Source organism: Petralouisia sp. (assembly GCF_056822245.1).
This window is the reverse complement of record NZ_JBQIOP010000014.1, coordinates 1-12,512: the sequence shown is the minus strand read 5'-3', so window position 1 is coordinate 12,512 and position 12,512 is coordinate 1. Positions and strand designations below refer to the sequence as shown.

Annotated in this window: 12 protein-coding genes; 10 read left to right on the top strand and 2 right to left on the bottom strand. The window is 33.1% G+C overall.

What is annotated here, in order from left to right; all coding sequences use genetic code 11:
- Positions 1–203: 203 nt before the first annotated feature.
- Together ACTO17_RS07260 and ACTO17_RS07255 are read right to left on the bottom strand one after the other, a co-directional pair.
- Positions 204–581 carry a sensor histidine kinase gene (locus tag ACTO17_RS07260; protein ID WP_482557498.1) on the bottom strand — a complete coding sequence of 126 codons (378 nt, stop codon included), beginning with the start codon at positions 579–581 and terminating at the stop codon, positions 204–206.
- A 260-nt stretch (positions 582–841) separates the two neighbouring features.
- Positions 842–1,525 (bottom strand): site-specific integrase, encoded by a 684-nt coding sequence (locus ACTO17_RS07255; RefSeq protein ID WP_482557444.1) that lies wholly within the window; start codon positions 1,523–1,525, stop codon positions 842–844.
- A 344-nt stretch (positions 1,526–1,869) separates the two neighbouring features.
- Here ACTO17_RS07255 and ACTO17_RS07250 point away from each other — a divergent pair, with 344 nt between their 5' ends.
- Genes ACTO17_RS07250 through ACTO17_RS07205 form a run of 10 tightly spaced genes read left to right on the top strand, consistent with a single transcriptional unit; the run spans position 1,870 to position 12,408 of the window.
- Positions 1,870–2,769 carry an RNA polymerase sigma factor gene (locus ACTO17_RS07250; RefSeq protein WP_482557443.1) on the top strand — a complete coding sequence of 300 codons (900 nt, stop codon included), beginning with the start codon at positions 1,870–1,872 and terminating at the stop codon, positions 2,767–2,769.
- A complete protein-coding gene (locus tag ACTO17_RS07245) occupies positions 2,753–3,331 on the top strand; it encodes a DNA-3-methyladenine glycosylase I (protein WP_482557442.1) in 579 nt (192 codons plus the stop codon). The genes ACTO17_RS07250 and ACTO17_RS07245 overlap by 17 nt, the downstream gene beginning before the upstream one ends.
- Positions 3,276–4,193 carry an amidohydrolase family protein gene (locus ACTO17_RS07240; RefSeq protein WP_482557441.1) on the top strand — a complete coding sequence of 306 codons (918 nt, stop codon included), beginning with the start codon at positions 3,276–3,278 and terminating at the stop codon, positions 4,191–4,193. Before ACTO17_RS07245 ends, ACTO17_RS07240 begins: the two co-directional genes overlap by 56 nt.
- Positions 4,186–5,697: an NAD(P)-binding domain-containing protein gene (locus ACTO17_RS07235; protein ID WP_482557440.1), complete on the top strand. Its 1,512-nt coding sequence runs from the start codon at positions 4,186–4,188 to the stop codon at positions 5,695–5,697. Before ACTO17_RS07240 ends, ACTO17_RS07235 begins: the two co-directional genes overlap by 8 nt.
- Positions 5,698–5,711: 14 nt before the next feature.
- The gene (locus tag ACTO17_RS07230) at positions 5,712–6,701 is read left to right on the top strand and encodes a methyltransferase (protein WP_482557439.1); all 990 of its coding nucleotides are present in this window, start codon (positions 5,712–5,714) and stop codon (positions 6,699–6,701) included.
- Positions 6,702–6,703: 2 nt separating this feature from the next.
- Positions 6,704–8,014 carry a coproporphyrinogen-III oxidase family protein gene (locus ACTO17_RS07225; RefSeq protein ID WP_482557438.1) on the top strand — a complete coding sequence of 437 codons (1,311 nt, stop codon included), beginning with the start codon at positions 6,704–6,706 and terminating at the stop codon, positions 8,012–8,014.
- 1 nt (position 8,015) lies between these two features.
- On the top strand, positions 8,016–9,269 hold the full coding sequence (locus ACTO17_RS07220) for an ATP-grasp domain-containing protein (RefSeq protein WP_482557437.1): 1,254 nt from the start codon (positions 8,016–8,018) through the stop codon (positions 9,267–9,269).
- Positions 9,270–9,282: 13 nt separating this feature from the next.
- The gene (locus ACTO17_RS07215; RefSeq protein WP_482557436.1) at positions 9,283–10,560 is read left to right on the top strand and encodes a cytochrome P450; all 1,278 of its coding nucleotides are present in this window, start codon (positions 9,283–9,285) and stop codon (positions 10,558–10,560) included.
- Entirely contained in the window at positions 10,553–11,935 is a 1,383-nt protein-coding gene (locus ACTO17_RS07210; RefSeq protein ID WP_482557435.1) for a pyridoxal phosphate-dependent decarboxylase family protein, read from the top strand. Before ACTO17_RS07215 ends, ACTO17_RS07210 begins: the two co-directional genes overlap by 8 nt.
- Positions 11,936–11,940: 5 nt before the next feature.
- A complete protein-coding gene (locus ACTO17_RS07205) occupies positions 11,941–12,408 on the top strand; it encodes a DUF6194 family protein (protein ID WP_482557434.1) in 468 nt (155 codons plus the stop codon).
- The last annotated feature ends 104 nt before the right edge of the window (positions 12,409–12,512 follow it).

Genomic DNA, 12,512 nt, shown 5'->3' with positions numbered 1-12,512 from the left:
TCTTTATCATTCAGTCAATAGGATATATCTGATGATTGACGATTCTAATACCATTATAAAGATATAAAACGCTGCCTGACCATGTGTTCACTTTATGAGTACCCTGAAATAATCAGCAGTACTTTGAACGTGCCTTTCCCATGGAAGCTGTTTTGGGTTTCCAGCATAAGGAAATCCCCCTGGATACGTCCGGACACATGGATCTATTTTTCTATGCCGCCATCCAAACTTTTACATGCCTGGATGGCATTATCCAGAGCATTTGACAGGACAATGCAGATATCAATGTCCTTAAAGCTGCAGGGGTATGGCAGAAGGAGGGAACAGTCCACCTCTATTCCCATGCTTTTTGCAATCCCAAGTTTGTTTTCTATCAAGATATCCACTACCGGGTTATTGGTGCTGCAGGGAAATGACATTTTTTCCGCCATACCGTCCATATCCTCAATATATCTGACTGCCTCCTCAAGTTTTTTGCCCTGTAGAAGATTTTTTACCACTGCGATGTGGTTTCTGATATCATGGCGGAATGACTTTATTTCATCGTAGCGGGCCTTCGCTTCCTCTACATACTGGTTCAGGGAATGTTCTTCCTGCTTCAGCAGTGATAATCCCGTGTTGAGGCGGAAATTCTGCTGCAGTTTTTATTATTAAATTCTATTGAATTGAGATAAATTTGAGATGAAACTGCCGCTTCGGCAGCAGTGCGGAAACAAACTTTCCTAAAATACATCAAGATTGCGTGATAAATTTTCTATTGTTTCCTACTTTTTCATATCAGTGACTTCGGCATATATGTCCATCGTTGTTTCAATATTAGCATGTCCCATAATCGCCTGTATCACTTTCTTGCCCTATTTACAGCTTGCGAATTATGAAGGTTTCCAAATCGGTTGCTGAAAATAAAACCTGTCATTCCATCAATAACCGTTGTATTAAATCCTTCTTCCTTCTGCTCGCTATGTTCCTCTTGGAATGCTTCATATACTGCTTCCATCATTGGAATGGTGCGGATACTTGCTGCTGTTTTCGGGAGGGATACTCCAAACTCACATTTTGTAGTATCATTTCGTCTTGGATAGTATGTAACGCTATGGTTAATATTAATTATCCTTTTCTCAAAGTCTATATCCTCCCACCTCAACCCGATTATTTCGCCAATTCTGTACATTGTTCTCAGCAACACTGTAAAAAATGGTGCCCAATGGCAATATACCAGACTTTTAGCTGTGTAGTCCATAAAGGCTCTCTGGTGCTCCAATGTAAGTGCGTGTCTTACACCATGATTTTTCTCCATCTTCTTTTTGAGCTGAGCCATAACACCATCACTCGGATTATTCCTGATAATGTCATCCTTTACTGCAAGTTGAAATGTAGGATGAAGAACGGTATGGATTGTTTCAAGTGTGTTAATCTGTAATCCTTTATCATTTATCAAATAATAATAAAAATATAACACATCTGAATACTTTATTGTTTCAATTCTCCTTTTTCCAAATTCGTTCCTTACAAATCGGTCATACATATAAACATAATTCGTATCGGTTAATATGCTTTTTTGTTAGTAAAAAAGTTGTAAAATGGTTATAAAATTATAGAAATGAAATAAAAAAATGTAAAATCTTGTCACAAACTGCTTATAAAATTGTCTATATATGTAATATAAAATTAAAATAAATAATTTAGTATCGAAGGAGAAAATGATGTTTGAGGGGATTTAGTATTATAGAATTCTTTGGAGAAGAGTCAAGAGATAGAGAAGGAGATGATGCAGAGCGAATATGCAAGAAAGTATAATTTCTATATTGAGCATAGCAGCATAAAAGTAAAATATTTTGAAGTAGTTTATTAATGATAGGAAAATTATTTATGGAGTATTCATATAGTGATTTTAGTAATAATAAGATGGATTTGAAATTGATAGAACTGGTACTAGAAGGAAATGAATATGCATTGGAAGAACTGATAAAAAAATATCAGAATTTTATCTATAACATAGCCTTTAGAATGGTTTTGTCACCTTATGACGCAGAAGATATTACACAAGAGATACTTATAAAAATAATAACTAAGTTAGAAACTTTCAAAGGAAAAAGCAGTTTTAAAACATGGGTAGGAAAAATAACAGTAAATCATGTTTTAAATATGAAAAAAAAGTGGCTTGAAGAGCGCTATAAAGAAAAGGAATTATTTGAACACGAGCTAGATAATATTCGCATTGGTGAGTTACATGGATATTCTCAACCTGAAAAACAAATTTTATATGAAGAAGCGAGATTAGGGTGTTTGGCAGGTATGCTATTATGCCTTTCAAGGGAACAGCGCATAGTATATATTCTTGGAGAATTATTTGAAGTACCAGGTGAAATAAGTTCAGAAATACTTTCAATAGCACCAGCAACATATCGGAAGCGTCTTTCTAGAGCAAGAAATGATTTATACCAATTTATGAATGATAAATGTGGATTGGTAAATCCTAAAAATCCATGTCGCTGTATAAAGAAAACAAAAGGTTTTATAGAAGCAGGCTGGGTAGATCCAACCACTATGAAATTTTATGCCGATCATGAGAAAAAAATATATGAATGTTTAGAGATAAAGGATAATCAATTAAAAAAAATAGAAAATTTTAGTTACCAGAATATTATACAAAGTTTGCCATATATTGACAATACAATATCTAAGCAAATTGTAAAAGGAATTTTAGAGCGAGTAGAGGTGAAAAAGATTTTTAATCTTGGGAGTGAAAAGAATGAAGGAACGATGTGATTGGGTACAATCAGAAATCAGTAAGGTATACCATGATTCAGAATGGGGAATTCCGCAGCACGATGATCAAAAATTATTTGAGATGCTTATCTTAGAAGGAATGCAGGCAGGATTAAGTTGGGATACAATTCTAAAAAGAAGGGAATCCATGAGAAGAGCATTTGATAACTTTAATGCCTCTATAATTATGAATTATGATGACAATAAACTAGATGAATTATTAAATAATCCAGGAGTTATTAGAAACAGGTTAAAACTTAAAGCATTGCCAATAAATGCAAGATCCTTTCTTGAAGTTCAAAAAGAATATGGCAGTTTTGATAAATATATATGGAGATTTGTGGATTATAAACCAATTATACACTCATGTAATGGTGTTATTGACATGCCAGTAGAAAATGAAAATGCTAGAATAATGAGTAAAGAATTGAGAAAGAAGGGATTTAAGTATGTAGGAATAACTATATGTTACGCATTTATGCAAGCTGTTGGCATGGTGGATGATCATGCCATTTGGTGTAGGTGGCATAGTAGACAAAGAAAGGATGGATACAATGTATAAAGGAAAAGTAATAGATTTTCATGTTCATGTAGGAAACTTTTCACAGTTAAGAGAGGATATTCAAAATCTTCTTATGATCAAAAACGATAATAGAGATTTTAATGTCAAAGAAGTTTTTTCTAATCCGGAGATATTGGCAAAATATCTTCAAAAAGCAAATATTGAAATGGCAGTATTGCTTGGAGAAGATGGTCCAGCTACAAATTTTCATATAACATCAAAATTTGTATGTAATTTTAAAGCTCAGGCACCACAACAATACAGAGATATGTTTGTATGTTTGGGCTGCCTAAATCCTAATAATGTGTCAGAAACAGTACTAGAAAAATATCGGAAAGATGTGAAAAAAGGAATTGTTGGATATAAATTGTATCCTAGTGATCATAACTTTAATCCGTTTAGTGATGAACTGATGGAAATGTATGAAGAGATGGAGAAAAATAAACATATTTTAATGTTCCATACAGGAGAGTCAGCTCAAGTAGATAGTGTATCAATGTGGCAAAATCCAGCGGAATACAGAATACTTGCAGAAAAGTTTCCAGAATTGTCGATAGTTTTATGCCATGGGGGAAAGAAAAAATATTCAAACGATTCTTTTGCCATGATGAAAGAGTACCAACGTTTATATGTTGACACGGGATTTATTTCTATAGATACATTAAATGATATGTATCCAAAATTGGAGGAGGTAGCAGATAAAATTCTTTTTGCAAGTGATATGCCAGGAGGAGTACACTCTTTGAAAAAATATATTGATAGTTTCAGACAGATGAATGCTTCTGATGAAGTAGTTGGTAATATTTTGTATTTTAATGCAAAAAAAATTATAAATAGAGTGAAGGAGAATGAATATGTATGATGTGATTATTGTTGGGTGTGGTCCAGCGTCAGTACAATTAGCAGTGCGAATCGAAGAATTATCAAAACAATTTAATAAGAAAATAGAATATCTTATTATTGAGCAGAATTCAAATCCGGGATCGTTTTTTAATACGTATCCAATACATAAACGGTTAATCAGTAACAATAAATTATATACAGGAAAATCAAATAAAAGTGATTTTAGTAACCGGTTTGATTGGAACAGTATATTGATGGAAGATTATGATATTCAAATGAGAAATTATACGACAGATTTTTATCCGGAAAGTTCAATAATTCCAAGAATGTTGGAAGATATTGTGGATAAGTTTAATATGCCTATAAGCTTTAATGAGAAGGTATTGACAGTCAGTAAAGCAGAGAACCATTTTGAGGTGTCAACTGATAAACAAGTATATTATACTAAATATGTGGTAATTTCAACTGGATTTCGATTGAAAAAGCCAGATATTAAGGGATACGAATTAGTGACTCCTTACAATAGGATGAAGCATCGGTCATATTATCGTGATAAATCAGTATTTATTATTGGAAAAGGAAATAGTGCTTTAGAGTGTGCTGGAGATATTATGAATGAAGCGAATATGATTATTTGTGCAAGTCCTAGTTCCATCCATTTTGCCTACCAGACACATTATGTGGGAAGTCCAAGAATCGTTAATTCAGTTCCAATTGAAAACTATCAGTTGAAAAGTTTATCAGCGATGTTAGATTGTAATATTGTTGGAATTAAAAAAGATGGAGATAAGCTTGTTGTTACGGTAGCTTATACTCATGCAAAAGGTGAAGTGGAAGAAATTAGAGTAGATGAGGTGATTTGTGCAACTGGTTTTGAACCAAATATACCAGATATATTTCCGAGTATAAGTAAAATAAATGAGAGATGGCCTGGTATTGATGGAGAATTTATGGCACAAAATATTGAAAACCTTTATTTCGCTGGGGCAATAACTCATGGTCTAGATTATAAGCAATATTCATCAAGTGGATTCATACATGGATTTAGATATAATTCTATTATGTTGGCAGAAAAAATGTTTGCAAAATTGACAGGGATGAGTTTGAACAAAGAAATTGACAGGCAGGATTTTATTTCTTGTATATTTGAGATATTAAATAACAATTCTGGAATTTATTTGCAACCGGGATTTTTAGGTAGACATATAGTTGTAAACAAAAAAATATATGAATGCGGTTATCTGTCATTAATAGCTTTTAAGGACATGGAAGATATACAGAACATTCACCTGCTAATTACATTGGAGTATGGAGACATTAAACAATATATGGACAAACCGCTTGAGATAGAAAGAGAACCTGGAATACCAGAAAAGAGTCTTCATCTTCATCCGGTCATTAGAATCAAAACAACAGATGAATATAAGGAAATAGTCTTAGAGGAAAATTTGTTTAATCAGTTTGATAAATCAGATGTCAATATGAAGATTATAAAAAAATTGCGGGATAGTTTAATAATATAGGAGGGGGTGACTATGTGAATGATAAAATTAATCAAGCATTATATGGGGAAGTAATGTTTAGGTTGCTTGAAGTAGGATTACATACAGGAATTTTTGAATACCTATCACGTGCAGAAACAGGATATCAATGGAAAGAAATTCAAAAAAAATTTCACAGTTTTGAAACCGAAAGACTTTATCGTTTTTTAAATGCAAGTGTTTCAGGAGGATTATTGAAATATAATGAGGAGGGGCAGTATAGTGTAGATGAGCAGGACAAGAAATTTTATGATTCTATTTCTGAACAATATGTTGGAGCATTTATAAATCATATGGATACTCAAACGAGAGATCAACTTAAAGACTTAGAAGGAATTATCTGTGGAATGACATCAAGAAACCAGATTTTTAGCACCTTATATAGAGATAGAGAAAGCATTAGAAAATTCTTAGATGCAATGTGGGGATTGGGATATTCGGAGGCTCGTACAATAATTCAAAACAAGGAATTTCCAAAGTATAAGAAACTTGCTGATATTGGTGGCGGAACAGGGGTGTTTTCAATTGTTAGTATATTAGAAGAAAAAGTAGAAGAGGCAGTGGTATTCGATCTACATGATATTGAATTTTATGTGAATGAAAAAATAGAAATGTATCAATTGACTACTAAGTTGGCATTTGTAGAAGGAAATTTTTTCAAAGATGAATTGCCAGTGGTTGATGCTTATGCTTTGGGATATATCTTGTCTGATTGGACTGATGACGTCTGTAGAGAGTTGATTAGAAAGATTTATGATGTATCGCCTAAGGGTGCTAATATTATCATTTTAGAAAAACTTTTTAATGAAAACAAATTAGAGCCATTCAGTACAGCAATGATGGATATTTGCATGATGGTTGAAACTGGAGGTAAACATAGAACATATGATGAATACAAAGCACTATTGGAAGAATGCGGTTTTTCAAATGTGCACTTAATCAAATCAGCTGGTGAGAAACATGCTATAATCGGAAAGAAGGAATGATAATGAGTGTAAAGGATGATTTACCTGTAACTATATACTTTTACCCGTTATTGGATAAAGAGAAAATCAAAAATAAAGAATCCCCTATCTATTTACAGTCGTTGGAAATAAGTGCAGAGAATGAATCAATATTATATATACATATCCCATATTGTATTAGTCATTGCCTGTTTTGTCCGTTCAATACCAAAGTTATTTCATTATCACAAAATATAGCGAACTATATTGATGCATTAGTTAAAGAGGCAGAAATGATTGCACCATATGTGAGAAGAGTTAATTTTAGAGCGGTATATTATGGAGGAGGTTCTCCCTCTATAATAAGTGGAAGTGATTTTTATTATTTGCATAATAAATTAAAAGAGATATTTGGATTTGCAGATGATGCAGAAATATCAGTGGAAGGAGAACTAAGAACCTTAGCAAGTAATGAGAGGTTAAATGTTTATAGGCAGATAGGTGTGAAAAGAATTAGCTTTGGACTTCAAACTTTTGATAATAAATTGAGAAAATTGTTTAATATGAAGTATGACACAGAAGAGGCTATTTCAATGATAAAAAAGGTAGCAAAATGGAAATTTAATGAATTAAATGCGGATATGATGTATGGATTGCCTAATCAGGATGCAGAGCATCTTTTAGTAGACATTCAGAAATTGAATCAGATTCCAGTAGATAGTATAGACTACTATCGCTTACACCCATATGCTTTACCTAAACAGTATAAGGGAATTTGGATACAGAAAGCTAATAAATTAAAGCCACAGTTTATCAAAACAATTATAAGAGAACTTGAGAAAGTTGGTTTTAAAAATGTTTGTGATCAAGTCTACTCGAAAGTGGGTTTATCTCAGTATGAACGCTTATTATGGGGCAATGTCACATCTGATATACCCGCTTATATGGTAGGAATAGGGGCATCTGCCAGAGGGTATTTGGGTGGAAAAAGCTATATGAATATTGCAACAACGGATGAATACATAAAGCAGGTTTCTCTTGGGATTCTTCCAATTGATAAGATAAGTAGTAGAGTAAACGAGACAGAAAGAAAAAGAGTTTTTTCACCTAAATATTTTGAGATTAGGAAAAATATTATTGAGGATAGTGAAGATACAATTAAAAATAATATTTTAGTTTGGGAAAAGCGTGGTTGGTTAATTGAAAAAGCTGAAAACTATGATATAACAAATCGAGGTAAAGTTTTTGTTGATGAAATGATTATTGATTTAATGTCATATAGACAAAATAAAACGGCAGTAGGATTGGATGAAGAGATATCAACTATTGATAATCTACGCACAGGGAGATTTTAAAATGAAGGCTATTGGAATTATTCATGCGTATCCAGGAAAAGAAATTTTACAAGCGTTAAATGAATATGAAATACATTTGTTTGTACCTAATGGATGCGGGATTAAGACAGATAACGAGAGGAATGTGTATATTCATGAGGTGGAATTGTCAGAAACAGATGAATGTGTAAATATTATTTTTGAAGTCGTAAAGACTTATGATATTAAAATGTTTTTACCTTTATATGAAGGGGGAATTCTTCTGTCTGCAATGGTTTCCACAAAAGCAAATTTGAATTTTTATTCAATTCCTACCGCATTGGCAAGTAGGAATAAATATTATCTTAAACAAGTAATGCAATTGTATGGTGTGCCCGTTCCAAATTCTGTTCCGGTTTATACGTTTACACCATACTCTTATATTTCCAATATAATAGGAGAAAATTTTATATTAAAGATTGTAGACTCTATGAATAGCCAAGCAGTAATGCTAATAAAAACGGAAGAGGAATATAATAAAAATGTAAAAAAGTTGTTTGGATATATAGAGTGTGAAGATATAACTCAATCTATAGATCGAAATAGATTTTGTTATGGAAAAGATGATGTCAAGGTTATTGCTCAAGAATATTGCAGTGGAGCAGAAGTGAATGTAGATGTTATGATATGCGGAAAGGAAAAGTATACGCTTGGAATTTTTCAAAAGGCTGATACAAAAGGTCCATTTTTTCCAGAAACAATGTCATATTATCCATCTGATTTAGCAGAAGAGGTAGAGACACACATTATCCAAAATGCGATAAAAGCATGTGAGGCATTAGATATTAGAGTTGGGGTAGTACATGTAGAATTTCGAATGAAAGATACTGTACCGTGTTTGTTAGATATGGGGTTGCGACCAGGTGGGGCATATACAATACAAGCAATTGAAGAGATTACTGGAGTAAATGTTATAACACAAATGGCGGATATTTTCTTAAAAGGTATATGTGGAAAAGTAGAAAAGAAAAACAATGTTTCAATAATATATGGAGGAATTGTATTTGAGGAATCTGGAAAAATCAATCGGATAGAAGGTCTTGAAGGTCTAGAGCAAATTGAAGGACTGAGACACTTTAAACAGTTAGTGAATATAGGCGATTTAGTGGTTTCTCCACCTTTTTCTGCTCAACCACATCTCTGCTACTATTATATAAGTGGAGAATCCATAATGGCAAATAAGGAGCAACATTATAAACTGCAGGAAATGATTAAAATAGATATTGAGAAAAAATAGGGGGGATGAATGTATGAAAATACCCAGAAAAGTATGTACAGAAGAAGAATTAAAGTGCTTTGAAAAAGATCCAATGGGGTTTGTTTTAAAGATTCATGAAGAGTTCAAGGATATTGTAGAGGTAGAAATGGGAAGTACTTTATATGTTTTTCCGTTTGAACCAGAATATATTAAGCAAATTATTGAGGAAAAGAATGTTGGAAGAACCAGCTTTTCTAATCTATTTGATCCGATTGCAGGGGGAAGCTTAATTTTAAGTGAAGGAGATGAATGGAGAGAAAAGAGAATGATGCTGGCACCATTTTTTTATAAGCCTTTAGTAACAGGGAAAAGAGTAGAAGAATTGGCTGAGATGGCAATAGAGGAATGGAATAACAATTATGTAGACGGGAAGATTGTAGATGGACGTCAGATGATAACGTTTTATTGTATAAGCGTGCTTTCAGAAATGATTTTTGGTTATGCTATAAGCAAAGAAAAAATGAAAGAAATTTATACAAACTGGAATACTGCTTTGGAATGTTTTACAAAAACAATGGGAGAAAATGTAAATGAATCGGATATAGAAAGAATGGGAGAGGCATGTCAGAGAATCGAAGATATTTTTTACAAACTTATACGTGAGTGGAATGATGGAGGAATTGAGTATAAGAATGGAATACTGAGTCATATGCTGGAAAATTCAGTCAATGAAGACATTATTGTAAAAAATATAAAAGGCTTATTTATGGCTGGATTTGAAACAATATCAGGTGCACTATCATGGTTATTTGTAGATTTAGCGGAAAACCCCGAATGGCAGAAAAAAATCAGAAATCAGGTGTTGCAGGAGGATTTTAAAGTAGATACTGATGAAGGAACGATAAAGCAATGTTATGATGAGACAGTACGTTTGCATCCTCCATTGGTCTTTATAGATAGGGCTATGAAAACGGAGATACAGGTAGGAGAATACTATCTTCCTAAAGACTCGGAAGTGTTGATATGTCCATATGTGGTTCATAGAGATGAAAGATACTGGCAAAAAGCACTTGCTTTTAGACCAGAAAGAGTGGAAATTAAAAAGTATATAGAAGATAAGTCATATAAATACTTTCCTTATGGAGGAGGTATGATGAAATGTATGGGAGAAAAAATGTCTGTCTTGGAGAGAAATGCATTGTTGAAAGCGGTCCTAAGCAAATATCAGTTTAAAATTGCAGAAGGGTGTTCAATTGAAGAGGACAATGCTCTGGTTTTGAGACCTAAATTACTTATGCTACAATTGAAAAAGGATGATGACAATGAATAATTTTGAACAAGATGTATTTGAATCAGGATTAATAAAACGCATTCCTGAATTATTGGAACGAGTCTATGAGAAAGCAGAAAGTAGACCTCTTTTTGAAAATGATAATCTTTTAAATAACATTTTAAGGAGCGAACTACCAGAAACCCCATTAAGTGTTGCAGAAATCGAAAAAGAGATATTGGGATTACTGATGACTTATGAATGCAATGTCTTATCTCCTAAGTACTTTGGTTATATTACTCCTAGACCGTTGCCAATATCCATTATAGGAGATTGGTTAGCACTATTGGGTAATCAGTGTCCTGGGGCTAGACGAGCAGGACCATTGGCAGCAAAGGTTGAAGATATAGTAGTAAACTGGATAGCCCAGTTTGCAGGTATTAGGTATAAAAAGAAGAATGTTCCGCCAGGAATAATAACTAGTGGAGGTTCGATGTCAAATTTAACAGGATTGCATTTAGGAAGAGAGCAAGCACAAAAGAGAGGTCAGAGTTTAGTAAATCTAAGGTATTATGTGTGTGAGAATGCTCACCTTTCAATATTTAGAGCATTAAATATTTTGGGGGCAACAGAACAGAATATTTGTATTGTACCAATGAATGATGAGCAATGCATGGATATTGAATCATTGTATAGCATGGTAGAAAACGATTGTGAGCAGGGATATTATCCAGCAGTGGTGGTAGGTACATATGGCTCAACTTCTGTTGGTGCTATTGATAAAATATGGCAAATAAACAGTATATCTAAAAAGTATAACATGTGGTTTCACATTGATGCTGCATCAGGCGGGGTATTTGGTGGTGAAGGGAAATTTGTTGAAAAGAATGGAGCTTTAGATCTTGGAGATAGTGTTGCCATAGATCCAAGTAAATGGTTGTTTGTTTCTTATGGGGTTAGTTGTTTATTGGTAAAAAATGCAGAGTTACTTTATGAATTGTACAGCACAGAGGCTGATTATTGGAAAAATGCAGAGGAAGTTGATAATTTTCAAATGAGTTTTACATGTACTAGATCTTGGAGAACACTAGGTATATACATGGCATTTTGTCATATGGGAAAGGAGGGATATAGAAGACAATTAACAAAACTTTGCTCCATTGCAGATATTTTGCAGGAAGAGTTGCAAAAAATAGGGTGCATTGTAATTAGAGGAAGTGATTTGCCGATAATAGCATTTTCATTACCAAATAATTTGGCTTATAGAAGTGAAGAGTTAATATCAAATGCAATTAGTAAAAATATTGCATATATGACATTGGCTCAATTAAACAATGAAACGTATATTAGAATTGCAATTAGCAATTATGATACAAAAATAAGTGATATTATTACTCTCACAGAATACATTAAGAAATTTATTGAAAGGAAGTGAGAAACATGAAAATTATGGAGATAAAAGATATAATTGAGATTTGCTATGAAAGATTTCCTGGAACAGTTATAGTAGATGCTTGGGGAGAACGAGGGATATTTTACAATCCTGAGGGAAAATTGAAAAGAGGGGTATATGTAATGACTGTTAAGCAAAAGGATGGAGATAATGATAAGGGATCGAAGTTAAATAGGGAAGGTATATATAGAATAAATACTGGAATCAGTAAAGAAAGATTTAAAAAAATATATGGATACATACCAGCAAGACCAGAGGCTGGTGGCATAGTAGATATGTCATATGATTTTACAGTTGAGAATGCAATCATTCCTCATCCAGTATATGCATGGATGGGCTGGATTTGCGTTTTGAATCCAACAGAAAAGATTTTTGATGAGTTTATGAAATATATAGAGGAATCATATGAAATGGCAAAAGTAAAATATCAAAAAAGAATTAAAAAGATGAAATAACTGAGGTAAGCGCCAAATATTAATGCGGTCAGATACAAAATTACCCCAGCCCTTTGCGAGTTGGAGTAATTCACTATAATTCACATGCGATTTTTGATAGATTG